Raw genomic sequence first — 20,807 nt, forward strand, 5'->3', positions numbered from 1 at the left:
GCGCGATGCCCGACGACGAAGACCTGGACCCCGCCATCGAGCCGGGCGCGTCGCACCGAGGGATGGAGCCCGCCGAACAGGCTGCGGCGATGATGACCGCTGCGGGGATGCCGCGGATGCCCGCCCGGGTGATGATGGCGCTGGTCGCCGCGCCCGAGGGTGGCTACACGGCTGCCCAGCTCGGCGAGCGCCTCGGGGTCTCGGCTGCGGCGGTCTCCGGCGCCGTGCGCTACCTGCAGCAGTTGCACTTCATCCAGCGCCGCTCACGACCCGGTGACCGTCGCGATCGCTACGAGTTCGTGCACGACCCGTTCTATCGCTCGATCGTAGGGAACATGCCGGTGTACTCCCGACTCTCGGAGTACATCGACGACATCGCCGCCGCACACGACGACGACCGGGGCGCCCAGGCCAGGGCCGTCGAGCTCGCCGAGTTCCTCCGCTTCCTCTCCACGCGGATGCTCCAGATCGTCGAGGACTGGCGAGAGCTGCGCCGCACCCCGGACTGATCCACCCACCCCGCCCCGCCCTGCCGCCCCGTCCCTCCCGCCCGCCGCCACTCCCGCCAGCCGCCACTCCCGTCAGCCGGCACAACTTCGGAGACCGCGGATGACACGCCGGGGATGAGCGCCGGGACGCGGCGTGTCGCTTCGGATCTCCGAAGTTGTGCATGGAGGAGGAGTGGACGAGGAGAAGGAGTGGACGAGGGGGACGAGGGGGACGGGAGGAGTGACGGCCCTTGACACGGGGTCGGGTTCCGTGGTTACTTAGTCAAGTAAGTAACCCACCAACCAGTGCGGAGGACCCGTGATCGAAGAAGGAAAGCCCCTCTTCCTCCAGATCGCCGAGCAGATCGAGGACTCGATCCTCGACGGCTCGTTGGCCGAGGAGGCTCAGGCGCCTTCGACGAACGAGCTCGCCGCGTTCTATCGCATCAACCCCGCCACCGCCGCGAAGGGAGTCGCCATGCTCACCGACAAGGGAGTGCTCTACAAGCGCCGCGGCATCGGCATGTTCGTCGCGGGCGGCGCCAGGAACCTGCTCCTGGGCGAACGCCGCGCGGCCTTCGCCGACCGCTACATCGATCCGCTCCTCGCCGAGGCCCGCACGCTCGGGCTCGGCGCGGAAGACCTCGCGGACCTGCTCCGGCAGCGCGCCGCACAGACCCCCACTCCAGAAGGGAAGAACCCCGCATGACCGCTGTCATCGAGGTGCAGAACCTCACCAAGCGCTACAAGGAGAAGAGAGCGCTCGACAACATCTCCCTCGCCGTCGAAGGAGGCGCGATCTACGGCCTGCTGGGCCGCAACGGCGCCGGCAAGACGACGCTCATGTCGATCCTCACGGCGCAGAACTTCGAGTCCTCCGGCTCCGTGAAGGTGTTCGGCGAGCACCCCTACGAGAACGCGCATGTGCTCAGCCGCATCTGCTTCGTCCGGGAGAGCCAGAAGTACCCGGACGACGCCTACCCCAAGCACGCGTTCAAGGCCGCGAGCATGTTCTTCCCGAACTGGGACCAGGCCTTCGCAGATGAGCTGATCGCCGAGTTCCAGCTGCCGATGAAGCAGACGATCAAGAAGCTGTCCCGCGGTCAGCTCTCGGCCGTCGGCGTCATCATCGGACTCGCCTCGCGTGCCGAGATCACCTTCTTCGACGAGCCGTACCTCGGGCTCGACGCGGTCGCCCGGCAGATCTTCTACGACCGCCTCGTGGAGGACTACTCGGAGCACCCGCGCACCGTCATCCTGTCGTCGCATCTGATCGACGAGGTCTCCAACCTCATCGAGAAGGTCATCGTGATCGACGACGGCCGGATCCTCCTGAACGAGGACACCGATGCCGTGCGCGACCGCGCCGTGACGATCGTGGGCGACGCCGCGAAGGTCGAGGCCTGGGCCTCCGGACGCGAGATCCTGCACCGCGAGGCACTGGGTCGCGTCGCATCCATCACGGTCTTCGGCACGCTGTCGGCCGCGGAGCGCGCCGACGTCACCGCCGCGGGCCTCGACCTCACCCCGGTCTCGCTGCAGCAGCTCATCGTCCGGCTCACCCAGAAGGCGGAGGCGCGTTCCGCCGACAGAGCAGACACCCCGAATGAGGAGGTCCGCTGATGCGCACGTTCAACGTCATCCGCCTGCAGCTGATCAACAAGGGCACCTTCGTCTGGTACCCGCTCATCATCCTCGCCGGCGCCGTCGTGGTCTCTGTCCTGATCTACGCCATGATCCCCGTCGACACCCCCAAGTACGGCGGCGGCGGGCAGGCACCGCTGTGGTACTTCTTCGCTGTGGGGATGTCGGCGATGACCCTGACGTTCCCGTTCTCCCAGGCGATGAGCATCACCCGACGGGAGTTCTTCTTCGGCACGATGCTCACCGCGATCCTGGCCAGCGCGCTCATGGGCGTGCTGTTCCTGATCGGCGGCGGCATCGAGGTCGCCACGAACGGGTACGGCGTCAACGGGTACGTCTTCTACCTGCCGTGGCTGTGGGATGCCGGTCCGCTCGGCGCCTTCGTGGTGTACTTCACGCTCGCGCTGTTCTTCTTCGTGCTGGGCTTCACCGGCGCGACGATCTACAAGAGCTGGGGCCAGCTGGTGCTCCTCATCGTGAGCATCGGACTCTCCCTCGTGCTCATCGGACTGCTGTTCGTGGCGGCGCGGATGGATCTGTGGAACGAGATCGGCGCTGCGATCATGGACCTCGGAGCCGTCGGGCTCGCGCTCTGGGGCCTCCTGCTCACGGCGGTCTTCACCGGGGTATCGTTCCTCGCGTTCCGCCGGACCATCCCCTGATCGGCCCCGTCCGCCGGCGGATGCCGCGGCTGCACACCTCGTGCGGTCGCGGCATCCGTCGTGTAGGGCGGGCCTCGACCGCAGGCTCCTAGTCCCGACGCGTCGCGGAATCAACCCGATGCCGGTCACCGGGCGCGACGACTAGGCTCACTGCGCGTGAAGGTCCCCTCTCGTCTCAAGGTGCGCCCGTCGGGTGTCGCCCGCGCGGTGCACGACGCCGTCCGCCCGGCGCGCCTGCTGCTCGTCGTGAAGACGATGCTCGCGGTCGGGCTCGCCTGGGCGATCGCGCCGCACATGCCCGGGGTCACCGACGAGTACCCGTACTACGCCCCGCTCGGCGCTCTGGTGAGCATGTATCCGACGCTCATGGGTTCGGCGAAGTCGAGTCTGCAGACACTGCTCGGCCTCGCGACCGGTATCGCCCTGGCGACACTGATCGTCGTCACCGTCGGCCCGACGTGGTGGTCGATCCCGCTCGTGGTGGGCCTGGGCGTGCTGGTGTCCGGCACCGGATGGTTCGGGGTGGGCCGCGAGTACGTCCCGATGGCGGCGCTGTTCGTCCTGATCATCGGCGGCCAGAACGCCGACGACTACTCCCTCGGCTATCTCACGCAGATGGCGGTCGGCGTGGTGGTCGGACTTCTCGTGAACATGCTGATCGCTCCGGCTCCGCTGACGGCGGCAGCGGCAGCGAGGGTCGACGCGTTCCGCGCACAGCTGGGCGAGCACCTACACGACATCGGCTCGGCCGTCTCGGAGTCCTGGCCACCGGAGCACGAGCAGTGGGCGGACGACGCGGCCTCGCTCGCCGAGACCACCGCTTCGCTGCGGACGGCGCTGGCGGAAGCCGACGAGAGCCGACGGGGCAATCCGCGCGCCCGGGGCCGTCGCGCCGAGACGGGGCATATCCACGAGGATCTCGCGAGCCTCGACCGCATCGCTCACCTCATCCGCGACATCTCCGACGCCACCGCCGACACCATCTGGGACCGGCCCGGCGGCTTGGCGCTGGACCCCGCACTGCCGGAACCGCTGTCCGAGGCCTGCCATGCGGTGGCCGACGTGATCGCCCTGAAGGACCCGTCGGCCCCGGAGTCCCGTCGCCTGCGCGGGGAGGCGACCCGCGCGGTGCGCCTGCTGCTGGAGCGCGTCGACGATCGGACGATCGATGCGCGCCGTTCGATGGGCCCCGGCGTCCTGATCGCCATGCATCTGCGCCGCATCCTCATCCTGAGCGCGCCCCCCTCCAACGCGGAGGAGGACCCGGAGGACTAGTCGCCGGTCAGACGGTGTCGTCCGCGGCGACCAGGTCGATCTGCCAGTAGCGGCCGTCGGGATCGGCGTCGTCGTGCGCGTCGTCGGCGGCGGAGAGGGCGTCGTTGATCGTCCCCATCACGGCTTCGAACTCGGCTTCGGTGAGGCGGATCGTGCGCTGGGTGAAGGCCGCGTGCACCTCGGCCGTGCGGCCGGAGACGTACTCCGGGGTCCAGGCGACCACGCGACGCACGAGGTCCTGATGGTCCTCGACGAGCGCCGACACCACCGCGACGCCGAGCGCCTCGTCGGCGACGGGGTTCTCCGGCCCGCCGAGGTTGAGCGCGCCCTTCCGCCCTGTCCAGACCCGATCCCGCCGATCGCGGGCCTTGTCGGGCGCCTCCTCGATCAGGCCGGCCTCGGCGAGCGCGCGCAGGTGGAAGCTGGCGCTGTTGGCCGGCACGTCGAGCTCGGTCGCGATGTCCGCCGCGCGGAGGAACTCGTGGCGGGAGATCAGGCGCAGGATCCGCCGCCGCAGAGGGTGCGAATAGGCCTTGAGCATGGCCGAGGTCATCCACACCGGATCGTCGCTCGAGTTCCGCTCGGTGTCCTCCGTCATGTGCCGATCCTACTCGCAGCCGCAATTGCGCAATATAACTTGCGCAATTGTTCTTGCGCATTTACTCTCGTCGCATGACCACCGTGACCGAGACCCATCGCCTGTGGCGCAACGCCCGTTACCTCACCTGGCTGGTGAGCGACACGAGCAAGGGCCTCGCGGCCGCCCTGTTCGGCTTCGCGATCCCGCTGCTCGCCCTCATCGTCACGAACGATCCCGCCCAGGCCGGCATCATCGGCGGCGCCGGGATGGTCGCGCGACTGCTGATGACCCTCGCCGGGGGCGTGCTCGCCGACCGTCACCGCCGCATCGCGCTGATGCTTCTCGGCTCGTTGATCGGGATCGTGCTCGCCGGAGGGTTCACGCTGTTGGCGCTCGGCGACGCGCTGACCTTCGCTTCGCTCCTCGTGATCGACGTGCTGCTCGCGGCACGCAGCGGCCTCTTCGACGTCGCCGGCGAGAGCGCGATCAAGGAGATCGTCCCCGACGAGGCGATGGGTCGCGCGCAGGCCGCGAACCAGGGGCGCGACGCGGTGCTTCAGCTCGCGGGCGGCCCCCTGGGCGGCCTGCTGCTCGGCGTCGGCGGATGGCTGGTCGGCGCGGTGATGACGCTCTGCCACGTGATCGCGGCCCTGACCGCGTGGATGCTGGGGCGTCAGGCGTGTCGCACCGGAATGGTCGATGCGGGCGAAAACCCAGACCACCTGCGTGCTGCGCGACGCGTCGAGCCCGAACACGCCGCAGGCACGGCGGATGGTCTGGGTTTCGGCACCTCGACGACCCCGCCCGCGGCGAAGCCCGACGCGTGGAAGGAGCTGCGCGAGGGGTTCGGGTGGCTGCTCTCCCGTCCCGACCTCGGCGGGGTGCTGCTCATCACGACGGTCATCAACCTCGGCTTCAACGCCACGATCACCACCATCATGTACGCCCTCCAGCAGGACGGACATTCGGAGCTTCTGATCGGCACCCTGAGCGCGTCGATCGGCGCCGTGATGCTCGCGGGAGCCGTGGTGGCCCCTCTGCTCATCCCGCGCATCAAGGCCGGAATCCTGGCGATCGCGGGGCTCTCCGTGATCTCGGCAGGTGCCATCGTGCTGTCGATGGTCACCGACCCGCTGATCATCGCCGTGGTGCTCGGCGTCTCGGTGTTGCTGGTCCCGGCGCTCAATGCCGGCATGATGGGCTACTTCATGGTCGCGACCCCGAGCCACCTGCTGGGGCGTGCCAACAGTGCTGCCGGCGTTCTCGGCATGGGCGCGATGCCGCTGGCACCACTCATCGCCGGCTTCGGCCTCGCCTGGATCGGCCGAGAGTGGACCATCCTGGTGTGCGCAGCGCTCTGCCTCGTCGCCGTAGTGATGGCTGTCAGCAATCGGGCGTTGCGCGCTCTGCCCGTCGAGTCCCGCTGGGCCGAGCACGCGAAGCAGTACGAGAAGGGCTGAGCTCCCAGGGGAGTGCGATCGGGCTAGAGCGCTCCGGTCAGTGCGGCGATTCCCGCCAGCAGGGACACGAGGGCGAGCACGAGCGCGACCGCGATGAGGACGGCATGCACCTTGAGGAACGCCGTGGCCTTACCGTTCTCATCCCGCGCCCGCGGGTCCTTGGACACACGCTTGTAGAACTGCGGCCAGACCAGGGCGTTGAAGGCGGCGTTGAGGAACAGCACGACGGGGAAGAGAAGAGGTAGTTTGGAGCAGTAACACTTTAGATGTTAAATGCTCACGAAGGAGTGGCTGTGTCAACATTGGGTTACGCACTGTCAGCGCTCGTCGGGCTCATTCTCGTCTTCACTGGCGTCCTCAAGCTTCGAGAAGGACGCAAGTGTTCTCTGTGCGCTTCGCAGAACTGTCGGAGGTGGACCTATGCGTGCTGCGGATTCTGACCTGGAGAACACTGTGTCGGACGATGACGACGGCCGGACTCAGCGGGCGAAACGGTGGGCACTTCTGTCGTTGACGTTCGCGTTCAACGCTTTCGCGACGTACTACTACCTCGCCAATGCGGAGATAACGCACCCCGCCGTGCTGACCACAGGCCTCGTGGTTCTCTGGGCCGTTTGGGTGGCCTTGCTGGTCGACACTCTGATCGCACGCGGAGCGAAGCGGATGCACCGCGCCGTCGCCAACGTCGCCCCGGTGTGCGTCGTCATCGGTGTGGCTCTGTACTTCCTGGTCTAGCGGGACGCTGCACGAAGCTCGGCCCCCCGCTTCAGCATCGACATACCGAACGCGCGCAATCATCCGCGCGAATTCTTGGACGGCGACATGTATCAGGAAGCTCTTGCCGTGCTCCTGGTAGGTGTGATCACAATGGGCTTCATGATCGACGGTGCCCCCGGCGCCGCTCTCGATCCTGCTTCGGATGACGGGCGCGCACGCTGGGAGCGCGCCGCTGACCTGTTCGGTGCATGGCGAGAGGGCGACAGCCGCGCGATGGACGAGCTCGTCCGCCTGATGACACCCGTGCTGTGGCACGTGGTGCGCGCGTACGGACTCGAGCGCACCCTCGCGGAGGACGTCGTGCAGACCACCTGGCTCCGGCTCGTGCGCGGTCACGGATCCATCAGCGATCCACGGGCCGTGTCGGCCTGGCTCACCACGACCGCGCGCCGAGAGGCCTGGAAGATCGCGAAGGCGCACGGCCGCGTCGACACCACGGACACGGACGACCTCGACACCCTGCTCCCCGAGCAGGCTTCCGCCGAGGAGCACGCGACCCTCGGCGACGAGAACCGACGCCTGTGGGCCGCCGTGCGCCGGCTCACGGACCGCTGCCAGCGGCTCCTGCGCGTGATCGCTTTCGACGACCGCCCCGACTACGCCCGACTCGCCGTGGAGCTGGCGATGCCCGTCGGAAGCATCGGTCCCACGCGGAACCGCTGTCTCGCCAAGCTCCGCACGCTGCTGGAAGCGCCGCAGACACCGCAGACAGGGGGGCTGGCATGACCGAGCAGGAGGATGCCCGGATGTTCGCGCGGCTCCGGTCGCTCTGGAACGACGTCGATCCGGTTCCGGCGGGACTCATCGACCGCATGGTCGCCACGGTCGCCGCCGATGGACTGAACCGCGAGTACGCGCTGCTCACCCTCGTCGAAGGGCAGCTCGGGGCGGTGCGCGGCGAGGCCGATGCGCTCACCCTGCAGTTCAGCGACGGCTCGACCAGCATCCTGCTCCATGTGACGACCACCGCGTCGGGGCGGCGCCGGGTGGACGGCTGGGTCGACACCGCCGCGGCGGAGATCGTGCTGACGCAGGGGGAGCGATCGCGGTCGACCTCGCCGGAGGAGACCGGCCGCTTCGTGTTCGACGATGTGCCGCCCGGCCTCACGCGCGTGCGCCTGACGACCGTGATCGGAGACGAGTCCCGTACTCTCTCAACCCCGCAGTTCGAGCTGTGACCCGCGGGCTCCGCCCGTCGAAGATGATGCCGCGGGGCGACCCGCACGGAGAGGATGACGCATGGACCAGCCCAGGGGATGGACCTGGCAGGACAGAGCCGAAGGCTCGATCCGTCGGGGCACGGCCCTCGACCCGAGCACCGAGCCGGTGGACGGCATCCGCGCTTTCCCGACCGCCTATCTGCCCGAGCGTCTGCTCATCACCAGATCCCTCGCGGACCAGGAGGCCTATGACCGGGAGGTGCGGACCCTTCGCGATGCCGCCGACACCTTCGGATGGCAGCTCGAGATCGAGGACGGCGCCAGAGAGACCGGTGACGGCGAGCTCGTTCCTGGCGTGCCCGGCTTCCTGAGGGCACGGCTGCGCACGCCCGACGAGCCGGTCCGCGGCGAGTCCCCCGTCGCTCCCGATGCCTGGCGTGTGCTGCAGCGCGCCCGGCGCATGTCGCGCTCGCCCATGCCGCGCACGAGCCTCGACCACGTGCTGTCCATCGATCCGGTCGGCCTCAACCCGTTCACGCGGACGAACCCGTTCACCCGCACCAACCCCTTCACCCGCACGAACCCGGTGCGCGGCGAAGGCGGTGCCGGCGGCAGCGACGACTACCTCGAGCCCGGGCGCGGGGCGCGCCAGCCCGTCACCTGGCTGGGTCCGGCCCCGGCGCGCGGCCCCGATCCCGAGCGCGGACGACGGCCCGTGGTCGCGGTGCTCGACACCGGCTGCGGCGAGCACTCCTGGCTGCCGGACGACATCGTCACGCGGAGGATCGACCTCGACGGCGTGCCGGTCGGACTCACGGATGACGCCGATCCGGAGCGGTACCCCGACCTGTACGGGCAGCTGGACGGCGAGATCGATGCGGTGGCAGGACACGGCACCTTCATCGCGGGAGTCGTGCGGCAGGCGGCTCCGGACGCGGACATCCTCTCGATCCGGGTCGCCGGAGCTCTCGGCGTGATCGACGAGAGCACGCTGCTGGAGACCGTGGCCCAGGTGGTGACGCTGTTGAGCCGGCACCGCGAGGACCCGACGACAGGCTTCCCGATCGACGTGCTGAACCTGTCGCTCAGCTACTACCACGAGACCCCGACCGACGGCCTGTTCAGCCTGACGCTGTACCGGCTGCTCGCCAGGGCGCGAGAGCTCGGCTGCGTGGTCGTCTGCTCCGCCGGCAACGACGCGATCGACCGGCCCGCCTTCCCCGCATCCCTGTGGCCGTGGCCGGGCTCGGACAACGGTCTCCCCGCAGACACGGATGCACCGCTCGTATCGGTCGGCGCGCTGAACCCGTCTGCGCAGTCCGTCGCCCTGTTCTCGAACATCGGCCCGTGGGTGCAGACCTTCGCCCCGGGTGCGGCCGTGGTGAGCACGTCCCCTGCGTTCGTGGGCGGCACCCAGGCGATGACCCGGGCGGACGTGGACGGCCTCCGCCGCGAGACGATCGACCCCGACGACTACCGCGGCGGCTTCGCGGTGTGGAGCGGCACCTCGTTCGCGGCGCCGTACGTCGCCGCGCGCATCGCCGCGGAGCTCGGCACCGTGCCGGACGAGGGCGTCGACCCCGCGGCCGCCGCGAAGGCCGTCGCCGCGGTCCTGAAGTCGCTGCCGACCCCGGTCGATCCGACCTGACAAGCCCCCGGGGCGGGCCGTCCGTACCGATGCGGGCGGCCCGCCCTGGGAAACCTCCCTGGCGCGCGGGTGGACGCCTGTCGGACGAATGCTCGGACGTCGGGGCTGCGGCTCGGCCTGGCAGCGGGCGCAGCAACATATTGCCGTGTCGTTTCAAAGGTATTATGTTACATGACGTACGCGACAGACAGAGCAAACAGAGAGAGCTGATCGGCCAAAACGCAAACGTCACGTCAGGCCGGCGGATAGGCAGAATCATGGAAGCAAAGAAGCTGTTCCTCACGTTCACTGGTGTGACGGTCCTCGCCCTAACCGCATTGATGCCCACCGCCTCGTTCGCTTCGGCGACCGACGACTGGTCCAGCGTCAGTCAAACGGAAGTTCTCGAACTTGCCGCGGCACTGAAGGTGCCGGCGAAAACCGAATCTGCGATCGGCCAGGCGTATCTGTCTTTGAGCGATTCAGAGCAGGTTGCAGTGCTCCAGACCCTTCGGGCCGACCCGGGCGCATTGATCGAGTGGGAGGAGTCGACTCCGATCGCTGCGAAAGCGGCCGTCGGCGAACACGCACCCGGGTTGTCCACCCGCGCGGCCCGGGGCACAGCTCTGGTGGCCACAGACAGCAAGACGGCGTATCTGCTCGGTATCCCGATCGGCACGTGGGTCATCGAGTACAAGTACTATGCGACTTCAACGGCTGTCACAGGGAACATTGATTGCCAAGGTTGGTTCAGTGGGATCGGTGTCTCGGACACGGTGAAAGAGTCTTCCTACGTTGTCAACGGGCGAGGGACCTGTAGCGCTCGCCACACGATGAGCTTCGTTTTCAAGGGATCCCCAATCCAGTGGAACAAGCTCCATACCTTCACCACGAACTCCGGGAATCCCCGCTCCCTCAGCGGGTCTATCAAGAGCGTCTAGCATCGGCACATGCCCCAGACGAAGACGCGACCGACGGCAGCATGGATCCTCGGGCTTTCGCTCGCTTCGATCGCACTGGCCGTTGCGACCCCCTGGGCGATCCTCTTCCAGGTGGCGCTGTTCGCGATCGCGGTCTCCCACCTGACACAGAAGCCTGCAAGGAGGGACAGGACACTACTTCTCCTCGCGTGCGGGGCGATCACCGTCTCCCTCATCTGGGTCATTGCGACAGGACTCATGATCTACGCGTTCAGAGGTGACGTGGATGTCACGTCAGTGCCGCTGCCGTCCTGACCGGCATCCATACCGGCTGGGCCCGGCACCGCGCTCTTCCCTGAGACGCCCACGCACGGCATCCTGGACGGATGCCCCTGTCCGCGATCGAGCTGCACCGGCGCGGCGTCGAAGCGGCGAACGCGAGACGGTTCGCGCAGGCTCGGCGCGCCCTCGATGCGGCGGCCTCCCGCACCGATGACCCGGACCTGCGGGCGCGCATCGATGGGACCATCGCATACGTCCTCTCCCAACGTGGGGAACCCGGAGCGGCCGAGCAGCTGTGCCGGGAGGCGCTCGCCCGGAACGGCCTCCGCGACGAGACCATCGCCGTGCTCAGCGGACAGCTCGGCGCCCTTCTGCTCCACGGCGGGCGGCTGAGCGAAGCGGAGATCCTGCTCACGCGCGCGATCGACACCCTCACCGCGATCGGCGAGGAGAGCACCGAGCTCGCGAACTGCCTGATGAACAGGTCGGTCGTGCGGATGCAGCAGCGGGAACTGGAGACCTGCGTCGCGGATCTGCGGCGCGCGGTGGCCGTGTACGAGGTGAACGAAGACGAGGGCTCACTCGCCGAAGCCCGACACAACCTCGGATACGCAGCGCTCCTCGGGGGCGATCTGGTGACCGCGCTCACGCTGATGACCCGCTCCCGCCCGGCCCTCGCCGCGACGAGCGACCTCGCCGCCGCCATCAGCGATCTCGACCGTGCCGAGGTGCTCCGAGACGCCGGCCTCACGACCGAGGCGGAGGCTCTGCTGGGTCGCGTCGCCACGCAGTTCGGCGCCCAGCGCATGCGACAGGCCAGAGGAGAGGCCGAGTTCCACCGGGCGCGCTCCCTCCTGCGACACGATCCGGAGGCCGCCGAGCGCGCCGCACGCACTGCTTCCCGCGTCTTCACGGCTCTCGGGAACCACGGATGGGCGGCGCGCGCCGACGCCGTCCGACTGGAGGCGCAGCAGCGCGCGCGCCCCCACCGGCCGATCGACTCCCTCGCCTTCGCCCGCACCGTGAAAGCCCTGGATCGCGGTGGCTTCCACACCGAGGCATCCGGATTGCGCCTGAGCGCCCGCCGCGACGGCAGCGGGCGGCTGCCGAAGATCGACGACTCCGCACCGACCCCGCTGCGCCTCCGCGCCCAGGAGGTGCGGGCTGCGCGGGCCGCTGCCGCCGGTCGCGACCGGGCGGCCCTGCATGCGGCGGCCGATGGACTCGACCTCCTGACCGCGTGGCAGCAGTCCTTCGGCGCGCTCGACCTGCAGGCGTCCGTGGCGATGCACGGCAGCGACCTGATGTTCACCGGACTCGCCTCCGCCGCCCGGCTGAGGGATCCCGCCGTGCTGTTCGAGTGGTCGGAGCGAGCGCGGCACCTCAGTCAGCAGGTCGCGCCGGTGCGTCCCCCGCACGATGACGCTCTCGCGGAGGATCTGGCCGAGCTCCGGATGCTGCGCGCCGAGCTGGCCGGAGCGGACTGGACCACCGACGCCCGAGTGCGGACGCTGCGTGACCGGGTGCGCGAACGGCAGTGGTCGACGACCGGAGCCGGGAGCACCAGGGAACGTCTCGGACTCGCGGAGGCGATGGCGCTGCTGGATCCCGGCACCGCGGTGCTGTCGTACGTGTTCACCGGTGCCGCGCTGCACGCCGTCGTGGTGACGGAGTCGGGCGCGTCGATCGTCGATCTCTCCTGGGCGCGCGTGCGGAGCGCCCTCGACGGGCTCCGGGCCGACCTCGACATGGCCGCCCTGACGCGGGGTGGCGTGATGGGGGAGGTCACCGCGCGGGCCCTCGGTGCACGGCTCGCCGTCCTCGACTCCGAGCTCCTCGCCCCGGCGTTGCGGGCGGCCCCCTCGATGACACGCCTGGCGCTCACAGTCCCCGGGGCCCTCGGTGGCGTGCCGTGGGCGATGCTGCCCGGCATGAGCGGCATCCCCTTCACGCTCGCCACCTCGGCGTCCCGGCTGCTCGGGGGCGCCCCGCGCTCGCCGGCGGGTCCGCTGCGCATCGGCTTCGCGGCCGGGCCCCGCGTCCCCCGCGCAGCGGACGAGGTCGAGGGCGGCGCGAGCGCCTGGCGCGCAGCGGACCGGACGCCCCGCAGCCTCCTGTCCGCGGACGCGACGGTCGCCGCCGTCACCGCACTCGCCGCCGAGACGGATCTGCTGCACATCGCCGCGCACGGCAGGCACGCGGTGGACAACCCGCTGTTCTCCGGATTCGAGCTCGCCGACGGCATCCTCTTCGGCTACGACGTCGACCTCATCCCGCGCGTTCCGGCGACGGTGATCCTGTCGGCCTGCGAGCTCGGGCGCTCCTCCGTGCGCTGGGGCGAGGAAGCGCTGGGGATGACGCGCGTCTGGCTGCATGCGGGGGCGGAGTGCGTGATCGCCGCGCCCGTCGTGGTTCCCGACGACGTCGCCGGGGAGCTCCTCGCCGCCGTGCACACCGGCCTCGCCGAGGGCGCGGCACCGGCAGCCGCCCTCGCGAAGGCCGCCGCGGACACGGGCCTCAGCGCGCCCTTCCAATGCCACGGCGACGGGCTGTGAACTTTTTCTCCATTCGGTGTATCAGGGAGGATGCCCGGCGCTCCTGTTCTTCGGAAGGTGCCATGCGAAGGGCCTCGAAGGGAGAGGCGCGAGGGAGGCGCAGTCGAAGCTGGGGACGATCGCGTGCTGGGGAGCGCGGATCACGACACGGACACCATCTGCTCGGGGCGGTCGCGGCATGCGCGCGCGACACCCTCACAGGGCCTCGACGATCTGGGGACGTCGGGGCCCTTCGGGGTGTCCGCGTTCAGGCGACGAGCACCTGGTAGCCCGCGCTGCGCAATGCCGTGAGGGCCGTCGGATCGGCGCCGGCGTCCGTGATCACGGTCGGGAAGAGCTCGACGCCGCCGACGGTGGAGAAGGCCTCGACGCCGAGCTTGCTGCCGTCGGTGACGACGACGGCGCGTCGGGCGCGTTCGGCCATCATGCGGTTCACCGCGGCCTCGCGCTCATCCTGGGTGCTGGCACCGGCTGCGGCATCCATCCCGTTCACCCCGATGAACGCGATGTCGAGGCGCACGCCTCGCAGCAGCTGCTCGACGAAGGGGCCCACCAGCTCGTAGCTGCGTGAATGGATGACACCGCCGGTGACGACGACCTTGATGTCGGGGCGCGTGGCGAGCTGTGCGGCGATGTTGACGGCGTTCGTGACGACGGTGATGCCGCCGTTCGCCGCCAGGTCCTCCCGCGCGGCGAGGGCGGCCGCGATGGCCGTGGTGGTGGTGCCGCCGGAGAGCCCGACCACCATCCCTGGCGCCACGAGACCGGCCGCGGTCTGCGCGATGGTGGCCTTCTCGTGGGTGCGGAGGTGGCTCTTGTAGCGGATGGGCAGCTCGTAGGCGACGGTCTGCGCCACCGCTCCGCCGTGCGTGCGTGTGAGGAGGCGCTGTTCGGCGAGGCTGTCGAGGTCACGGCGCGTGGTCGCGGGGGAGGCGCCGAACTGCTCGACCAGCTCCTCGACCGAGACCTCGCCGTTCGCCGCCAGCAGGTCGAGGATGGCGTTGAGTCGTGCCGCGCGCTTCATCGGCGATCTCCTCCGCTGCCGTCGCAGTTTCGCCGCGAGGTCGCAGCCGTGGTCGGGATCCCTGCGACCCGGGTGAGGATCTGCGCGGTCATGAGGCGAGGGCGAAGAGTCGGAGCAGGCGGGCGGCCTCCTGCGCGAGCGCCTCGCGCGCGGGGGCGAGGTACTTGCGCGAATCGACCAGCCCCTCGTCCGCCGCCAGCTTCTCGCGGACGGCGCGTGTGAAGAACCCGTTCAGGTGCGTGGAGACGTTGATCTTCGTCATGCCTGCCCGCACCGCATCCGCAATGACCTCGTCCGCGACGCCGGAGGATCCGTGCAGCACGAGCGGGACGGGCAGGGTCTGGTGCAGCCGCCGGATCAGGTCGAGATCCAGGGAGGCCGTGCGATCGGTCATCGCGTGCGAGGAGCCGACCGCGACGGCCAGCGCGTCGACGCCGGTGGCCGCGACGAACTGCCGCGCCTCGCCGGGGTCCGTGCGCACTCCGGGCGCGTGCGCTCCGTCCTTGCCGCCCACCTCGCCGAGCTCCCCCTCGACATACACCCCTGCCGCATGGGCGCGCTCGACCACCGCAGCCGTCAGGGCGACGTTCTCGTCATAGGGAAGCGCCCCGCCGTCGAACATGACCGACCCGAAGCCCAGCGCGACGGCCTCGTCCACCAGCTCAGGCCGCTCCGCATGATCGAGGTGCACCGCGACGGGGGTCTCCGCACGACGCGCGACGGCCATCGTGGCCAGAGCGATCGGCTCGAGCCCCCCGTGATAGTCGGCGCAGTTCTGCGAGATCTGCAGGATGACCGGCAGCTGCGCGAGGGCCGCAGCGCGCACCAGCCCCTCCGCGGTCTCGAGATGGATCACGTTGAACGCGCCGATCCCGGTGCCGGCGGCGGATGCCGCGGAGACGAGGTCGCGAGCGGAGACGAGGGTCACGAGGGGTCCTTCCGGAATGAAGAGGGATCGGGATGCGAGACGCGGAGCTGCTGCTCGAGCTCGGTCCAGCGGGAGGAGATGTCGCCGGCGAGGGGGGTGAGCACCGCGGCGGCAGACCAGGCGGTGGCCAGGCGAAGGATCGACGCGGGGTCGCGGTCTCCCGCGGCGTACCGCACCGCGCAGGCCGCGACCCCCGCGTCGCCGGCACCGGTGGGGTTGCCGGCGAGCGGCTGATCGAGCCGTGCGTGCACGAGGTCGGCGGCGGTGACGGCGAGCATTCCGTCCGCTCCGAGCGAGAGCAGCACCAGTTCGGCGCCGCGGCCGATCAGGGAGCGGGCGCCCTCGACCGGATCCGCGATGCCGGTCGCCTCGACGAGCTCGGCCATGTTCGGCTTGAGGACCGTCGCTCCGGCATCCGCCGCGCGGAGGAGAGCGGGACCGGAGGTATCCACGATGACGGGGACGCCCGCGTCGCGCCCGACCCTGATCAGCAGGGGCAGCAGCGTCTCCGGCGCCCCGGGCGGGAGGCTGCCGGAGACGACGAGCACGCTCGCCGCGGCCAGCCGTTCCACGACCTCACCGATCAGCGCCGCCCACTCGAGATCGGTCGGGTTCGCCCCGCGCTCGTTGATGATGGTGGTGTCGCCGAGCGTCCGGTCGACGATCGCCACGCTCCGTCGGGTGTCGGCGGCGACCGGCACCAGCGCGTGCGGCACTCCGCTCGCGGCGAGTTCGGCGGCGAACTCCTCGCCCGCCCGACCGCCGGCGGTGGTGACGGCGAGGACGGCGGACCCCTGCGCGTGCGCCACGCGGGCGACGTTGAGGCCCTTGCCGCCGGCTCGGGCCGCTCCGGCATCCGCTCGGTGCGTGCCGCCTTCGATGAGACGGTCGACGTGCCAGGTGAGGTCGAGGGCGGGGTTCGGTGTCACGGTGAGGATCATGTGAGCTCCCTCGCGCGCAGGGCCGCACCGAGCAGGCCCGCGTTGCCGGAGAGCTGCGCCGGGACGAGCACCGGGATGCGGTGGAAGCTGAGCCGGGCGGCGAGCCGTGAGCGCAGCTCGTCGAACAGCGCGCCTCCGGCACGGGACAGTCCCCCGCCGATGACGACGGCCTGCGGCGCCACCACCGCCGTGAGCTGGGCCAGGGACATCGTGAGGGCGTCGAGCGCGGAGTTCCAGATCTCCGCGGCGACCTCGTCACCGGCCGCCGCCCTGGCGATCACGTCCTTCGCCCCTTCCGGGGTGATGCCGGTGGCCTCGCGGTAGCGACGCGCGATGGCTCCGGCCGATGCGACCGCCTCCAGGCAGCCGCGGGCGCCGCACGCGCAGACGGGGCCGTCCGCGATGGGCGAGTGCCCGATCTCACCGGCGTAGCCGCCGGCCGTGTAGGGCACGCCGCCGACGAGGAGGGCGCCGGCGATACCGGTGCCGATCACGAGCACGACCGCGTCCGCGTAATCACGGGCGCCGCCGAGCCGGCGCTCGGCCCAGCTCGCGGCCCGCACGTCGTGGTCGAACGCCACGGGGAGGCCGAGGCGTGCGGACGCGAGGTCGCGGAGCGGAGCGTCGTGCCAGCCGAGGTTGCTCGCGAAGATCCCGATCCCCGCGTCCGCATCCACGATTCCCGGCACGACGAGGCCGACCGCCTGCGGCACGACCTCCGGATGCGTCGTCCGCAGTTCCGCAGCGAGCACGTCGAGGCGCTCGAGCAGCGCCTGCGTGCGATCGCCCTCCACGATCGGGGTGGGTGTGCGGCGCAGACCGAGCGCCGTGCCGTCCGCGTCGAACAGCGCGGACTTGATGTCGGTGCCGCCCACGTCGAAGGCCAGCACGGGGGCACCGGGCCCGAGGGCGCGCACAGCGGCGAGCCGCTCCCCCGCGGCGTCGCGCTCGACGTCGGGGACGCTGCCCGTCCCGTCAGCTCCGGTCATGATCGGCTCCGGCGGGGGTTCGTGTCATGCATCCAGGATGACGGATCGCGTGAGGTTGCGCGGCTGGTCGGGGTCGAGGCCCCGGGCGACGGCGCGGTCGAGGGCCGTGCGGTGCAGGCGCACGAGGTCGGCGAGCGGGTCGATGGCGCGCTGCTCGAACCGGGCGCCGGTGGCCTCGACCTGCGCCGAGAGTCCCTCCGGAGCTTCGCCGAACTGCCAGGTCACCCGACCGGGAGCGGCGATCGCGATCGGGCCGTGGCGGTAGTCCATCGAGGGGTAGGCCTCCGTCCACGACTGCGACGACTCGCGCAGCTTGAGGGCGGCCTCGTGGGCGAGTCCGATCGTCCAGCCGCGACCGAGGAAGGTGTACTGGTCGGCATCGCGCAGCTCCTCGTCACCGGGCTCGACCAGCACGGCCTCGGCGTCGGCGATCGCGGCGTCCAGGTTCTCGCCGAGGGAGGCGCGGAACAGGGCGAGCGCCGTGGTGGCGAAGCGAGTCTGCACCACGGACTTCTCGTCGGCGAAGGGCAGCAGCACGGCTTCGTCCACGAGCGAGACGAGCGGGGACTCGGGGTCGCCGATCACGCCGACGGTCGGGATGCGTCCCTTGATGCGCTCGACGAGCTCGAGGACCTCGGTGGTCGTGCCGGAGCGGGTGAGCGCGACGACGGCGTCGTAGCCGCGATCGATGAAGGCCTCGGATGCGGCGAAAGCGTCGGTCTCGCCCTGACCGGAGGTCTCTCGCAGCGCCGCATACGACTGGGCCATGAACCACGAGGTGCCGCAGCCGACGACCGCGATGCGCGCGCCGGACGCGGGAAGCCGCTTCTGCTCAGCCGTCAGATCGGCGGCCCTGGCCCACATGGCGGGCTGGGAGTGGAGTTCTTCGCGCATGTGCGCGCCGGGCAGCGATTCGGTCATGGAACGGCCTTTCGAGCGATATGTTGCATACTTGTGATCGTTTGATGCCGGTTTCGATCATACTATGGCGCATAAGAACGGCAACCTCAGGATCTTCTTGATTTTGTTTGTTCTCCTGACAAATAATCGGACAAGTTCCACCGCCTCGACGCCGGTCCTGATCGTCGCCGAGAACCCGAGCCTCGGCTTGAACGATCGCGGCTGCCACCCGGCGAAGCGATCACCACGCACCGTCGCGTGATGTGCTTGCGACTGTGCACCACACCCCCCTCCGAAGCGGCCCCGCCGCCGCGGAGTGGTCACTCACAGTGAGGAATGCAATACACATGAAGAAGTCACTGCGGTTCGGTGCCGCCGCCATCGCGGCCGTCGCCACGCTCTCGCTCGCTTCGTGCGGGTTCGGCGGATCGTCCGGCGACAGCGGAGGCGAGGAGGGATCCACCACCCTCGACCTGCTCGTCCCCAGCTACTCCGACGGCACCAAGGCCAACTGGGAGACCGTCATCGACGGGTTCGAGAAGGCCAACCCCGACATCAAGGTCGAGCTCGAGGTGCAGTCCTGGGACAACCTCGAGAAGGTCGTCTCCACCAAGATCCAGGCGAACGAGGCACCGGACATCTACAACGGCGGCCCGTTCGCCGGCTTCGTGGGCGACGAGCTCCTGTACCCGACGAAGGACGTCGTCTCCGAAGACACCTACTCCGACTTCCAGGAGTCGTTTCTGAAGAACGCCGAGGTCGACGGCACCGCCTATGCGCTGCCCCTCATCGCCTCTGCGCGCGCCCTGTTCGTCAACAACGCCCTGCTCAACCAGGCGGGTGTCGAGGCGCCGACCGACTGGGACTCGCTGCTCGACGCCGCGACCAAGGTGTCGGCGCTCGGCGGTGGCGTCGCGGGTTACGGCATGCCGCTCGGCTCCGAAGAGGCGCAGGCCGAGGCAGCCGTCTGGCTGTGGGGCGGGGGCGGCTCCTTCGGCGACGCGTCGGAGATCACGATCGACACCCCGGAGAACCTCGTCGGCGCCGAGCAGATCAAGAAGATGATCGACGCCGGTGCGACGCAGGCAGACCCCGGCTCGACGCAGCGCTCCCCGCTGATGGACATCTTCATCCAGGGCAAGATCGGCATGCAGGTCGGCCTGCCGCCGACGGTCGGACAGATCGCCGACAACAACCCCGACCTGGACTACTCCATCGTCCCGATCCCCACGAAGGACGGCTCGCCCTTCACGCTCGGCGTCATGGACCAGCTGATGGCGTTCCAGAACGACGACGACAAGAAGGAGGCGATCACGAAGTTCTTCGACTACTACTACTCGCCCGACGTGTACGTCCCGTGGGTGCAGGCCGAGGGCTTCCTCCCGGTCACCAAGTCCGGTGCCGAGCAGCTCTCCGGCGAGGAGGCTCTCAAGCCGTTCCTCGACGTGCTGCCCGACGCCCAGTTCTACCCGTCGACGAACCCGAAGTGGTCGGCCGCAGACGGTGCGTTCAAGTCCCTGTTCGGACAGCTGCAGTCGAAGCCGGCACAGGATGTGCTGACCGAGATCCAGTCGCAGGTCGACGCGGGCTGAGCCCGCTGATCGGAGAGGTTCGGGTACCCGAATGAGCCAGAAGACAGAGTCCTCGAACCTCGCGGGGGCGGCGGACAGCCGCCCCCGCACCCCGAAGACCCCGGATGCCACGCGCGGCAGGCCCGGGGGAAAGGATCTGCTCCAGGCGCTGCCCTGGATCGCACCGGCCCTGCTGCTCATCATCGGCGTCGTGCTGTTCCCCGCCGGCGTGATGTTCTTCAACTCGACGCGCGACATCTCGCTGTCGGGCCTCGACAAGGGCTCGGTCGGCTTCGACAACTTCGCCACCGTGTTCGCCTTCGCCGAGTTCTGGCCGATCTTCTTCCGCACGATCGTTTGGGTGGTCTCGGTCGTCGCGCTCACCGTCGTCATCTCGCTCGGGCTGGCGCAGATCCTGAACAAGGCCTTCCCGGGCAGGCAGCTCGTCCGCATGGCCGTGATCGTGCCGTGGGCCGCGTCCGTCGTGATGACGACCATGGTGTTCTACTACAGCCTCGAGCCCTACTTCGGGATCTTCAACAAGTTCCTCTACGACATCGGACTGTCGGATGACGCCGTCGGCTACGGATGGACCAAGAACCCCACCACGGCGTTCATCTGGTCGATCGTGATCGCGATCTTCGTCTCACTTCCGTTCACGACGTACACGATCCTCGCCGGGCTCCAGTCGGTTCCGGCCGACGCGATCGAGGCCGCGAAGATGGATGGCGCCGGCCCCGCCCGCACCTACTGGTCCATCGTGCTGCCGCAGCTGCGGAGCGCCCTGGCGGTGGCGATCCTCATCAACATCATCAACGTCTTCAACTCGCTGCCGATCCTGAAGGTGATGACCGGATCGATCCCCGGCTACGGCGCCGACACGATCATGACCCTGATCTTCAAGTACATCGAGCTGCAGAAGAAGGTGGATGTCGCCAGCGCCCTCTCCGTGGTGGCGTTCCTCATCGTCATCGTGATCGTCGCGGCATACGTGAAGATCGTCAAGCCCATGAAGGAGGTCTGA

Annotated in this window: 23 protein-coding genes; 16 read left to right on the forward strand and 7 right to left on the reverse strand. The window is 69.5% G+C overall.

What is annotated here, in order from left to right; genetic code table 11:
* Positions 1-5: 5 nt before the first annotated feature.
* The 5 genes from F6A08_RS00605 (at position 6) to F6A08_RS00625 (ending at position 4,069) form a co-directional block, all read left to right on the forward strand.
* Positions 6-509, forward strand: coding sequence for a GbsR/MarR family transcriptional regulator (locus F6A08_RS00605; RefSeq protein ID WP_124894504.1), 504 nt, complete (start codon positions 6-8; stop codon positions 507-509).
* A gap of 298 nt (positions 510-807) precedes the next feature.
* Entirely contained in the window at positions 808-1,197 is a 390-nt protein-coding gene (locus tag F6A08_RS00610; protein ID WP_151458320.1) for a GntR family transcriptional regulator, read from the forward strand.
* Positions 1,194-2,111, forward strand: a complete 918-nt coding sequence (locus F6A08_RS00615) for an ABC transporter ATP-binding protein (protein WP_151458321.1) — start codon at positions 1,194-1,196, stop codon at positions 2,109-2,111. Before F6A08_RS00610 ends, F6A08_RS00615 begins: the two co-directional genes overlap by 4 nt.
* Complete coding sequence (locus F6A08_RS00620) at positions 2,111-2,794, forward strand: hypothetical protein (RefSeq protein WP_017203048.1); 684 nt, start codon at positions 2,111-2,113, stop codon at positions 2,792-2,794. The genes F6A08_RS00615 and F6A08_RS00620 overlap by 1 nt, the downstream gene beginning before the upstream one ends.
* A gap of 156 nt (positions 2,795-2,950) precedes the next feature.
* A complete protein-coding gene (locus F6A08_RS00625; protein WP_151458322.1) occupies positions 2,951-4,069 on the forward strand; it encodes an FUSC family protein in 1,119 nt (372 codons plus the stop codon).
* A gap of 7 nt (positions 4,070-4,076) precedes the next feature.
* Here the strand turns inward: F6A08_RS00625 and F6A08_RS00630 are convergent, their stop codons facing one another.
* Complete coding sequence (locus F6A08_RS00630) at positions 4,077-4,667, reverse strand: winged helix-turn-helix domain-containing protein (RefSeq protein ID WP_017203050.1); 591 nt, start codon at positions 4,665-4,667, stop codon at positions 4,077-4,079.
* 74 nt (positions 4,668-4,741) lie between these two features.
* Here F6A08_RS00630 and F6A08_RS00635 point away from each other — a divergent pair, with 74 nt between their 5' ends.
* Entirely contained in the window at positions 4,742-6,109 is a 1,368-nt protein-coding gene (locus F6A08_RS00635; protein WP_040568591.1) for an MFS transporter, read from the forward strand.
* Between the two features lie 23 nt (positions 6,110-6,132).
* Here the strand turns inward: F6A08_RS00635 and F6A08_RS00640 are convergent, their stop codons facing one another.
* Entirely contained in the window at positions 6,133-6,333 is a 201-nt protein-coding gene (locus tag F6A08_RS00640; RefSeq protein ID WP_151458323.1) for an SCO4848 family membrane protein, read from the reverse strand.
* A 229-nt stretch (positions 6,334-6,562) separates the two neighbouring features.
* Between F6A08_RS00640 and F6A08_RS00645 the strand changes: the two genes are divergently transcribed.
* The 7 genes from F6A08_RS00645 (at position 6,563) to F6A08_RS00675 (ending at position 13,430) form a co-directional block, all read left to right on the forward strand.
* The gene (locus F6A08_RS00645) at positions 6,563-6,844 is read left to right on the forward strand and encodes a hypothetical protein (protein ID WP_151458324.1); all 282 of its coding nucleotides are present in this window, start codon (positions 6,563-6,565) and stop codon (positions 6,842-6,844) included.
* Between the two features lie 141 nt (positions 6,845-6,985).
* Entirely contained in the window at positions 6,986-7,612 is a 627-nt protein-coding gene (locus F6A08_RS00650; RefSeq protein ID WP_225855683.1) for an RNA polymerase sigma factor, read from the forward strand.
* Complete coding sequence (locus F6A08_RS00655) at positions 7,609-8,064, forward strand: hypothetical protein (protein WP_017203055.1); 456 nt, start codon at positions 7,609-7,611, stop codon at positions 8,062-8,064. Before F6A08_RS00650 ends, F6A08_RS00655 begins: the two co-directional genes overlap by 4 nt.
* Before the next feature lie 61 nt (positions 8,065-8,125).
* Positions 8,126-9,694, forward strand: a complete 1,569-nt coding sequence (locus tag F6A08_RS00660; RefSeq protein WP_151458325.1) for a S8 family peptidase — start codon at positions 8,126-8,128, stop codon at positions 9,692-9,694.
* 257 nt (positions 9,695-9,951) lie between these two features.
* Positions 9,952-10,614 carry a hypothetical protein gene (locus F6A08_RS00665; RefSeq protein WP_151458326.1) on the forward strand — a complete coding sequence of 221 codons (663 nt, stop codon included), beginning with the start codon at positions 9,952-9,954 and terminating at the stop codon, positions 10,612-10,614.
* Positions 10,615-10,623: 9 nt separating this feature from the next.
* Positions 10,624-10,908 carry a hypothetical protein gene (locus tag F6A08_RS00670; RefSeq protein WP_151458327.1) on the forward strand — a complete coding sequence of 95 codons (285 nt, stop codon included), beginning with the start codon at positions 10,624-10,626 and terminating at the stop codon, positions 10,906-10,908.
* A 71-nt stretch (positions 10,909-10,979) separates the two neighbouring features.
* Positions 10,980-13,430 (forward strand): CHAT domain-containing protein, encoded by a 2,451-nt coding sequence (locus tag F6A08_RS00675; protein ID WP_151458328.1) that lies wholly within the window; start codon positions 10,980-10,982, stop codon positions 13,428-13,430.
* Positions 13,431-13,677: 247 nt separating this feature from the next.
* Here the strand turns inward: F6A08_RS00675 and F6A08_RS00680 are convergent, their stop codons facing one another.
* The 5 genes from F6A08_RS00680 to F6A08_RS00700 form a co-directional block, all read right to left on the reverse strand.
* Entirely contained in the window at positions 13,678-14,454 is a 777-nt protein-coding gene (locus F6A08_RS00680; RefSeq protein ID WP_017201314.1) for a DeoR/GlpR family DNA-binding transcription regulator, read from the reverse strand.
* Positions 14,455-14,542: 88 nt separating this feature from the next.
* Positions 14,543-15,382, reverse strand: coding sequence for a class II fructose-bisphosphate aldolase (locus F6A08_RS00685; protein WP_151458329.1), 840 nt, complete (start codon positions 15,380-15,382; stop codon positions 14,543-14,545).
* On the reverse strand, positions 15,379-16,323 hold the full coding sequence (locus F6A08_RS00690; RefSeq protein ID WP_124894495.1) for a 1-phosphofructokinase family hexose kinase: 945 nt from the start codon (positions 16,321-16,323) through the stop codon (positions 15,379-15,381). The genes F6A08_RS00685 and F6A08_RS00690 overlap by 4 nt, the downstream gene beginning before the upstream one ends.
* A complete protein-coding gene (locus F6A08_RS00695; protein ID WP_225855684.1) occupies positions 16,320-17,312 on the reverse strand; it encodes an ROK family protein in 993 nt (330 codons plus the stop codon). Before F6A08_RS00695 ends, F6A08_RS00690 begins: the two co-directional genes overlap by 4 nt.
* A gap of 24 nt (positions 17,313-17,336) precedes the next feature.
* Positions 17,337-18,233, reverse strand: a complete 897-nt coding sequence (locus F6A08_RS00700; protein WP_151458330.1) for an SIS domain-containing protein — start codon at positions 18,231-18,233, stop codon at positions 17,337-17,339.
* Positions 18,234-18,297: 64 nt separating this feature from the next.
* Between F6A08_RS00700 and F6A08_RS17565 the strand changes: the two genes are divergently transcribed.
* The 3 genes from F6A08_RS17565 to F6A08_RS00710 all read left to right on the forward strand — a co-directional run bounded on the left by F6A08_RS17565 (position 18,298) and on the right by F6A08_RS00710 (position 20,807).
* Positions 18,298-18,474: a hypothetical protein gene (locus tag F6A08_RS17565; RefSeq protein ID WP_157797264.1), complete on the forward strand. Its 177-nt coding sequence runs from the start codon at positions 18,298-18,300 to the stop codon at positions 18,472-18,474.
* An 85-nt stretch (positions 18,475-18,559) separates the two neighbouring features.
* Positions 18,560-19,804: an extracellular solute-binding protein gene (locus tag F6A08_RS00705; RefSeq protein ID WP_151458331.1), complete on the forward strand. Its 1,245-nt coding sequence runs from the start codon at positions 18,560-18,562 to the stop codon at positions 19,802-19,804.
* Positions 19,805-19,835: 31 nt separating this feature from the next.
* Complete coding sequence (locus tag F6A08_RS00710) at positions 19,836-20,807, forward strand: carbohydrate ABC transporter permease (protein ID WP_017201321.1); 972 nt, start codon at positions 19,836-19,838, stop codon at positions 20,805-20,807.

Source organism: Microbacterium algeriense (genome assembly GCF_008868005.1).
Taxonomy (GTDB): domain Bacteria; phylum Actinomycetota; class Actinomycetes; order Actinomycetales; family Microbacteriaceae; genus Microbacterium; species Microbacterium algeriense.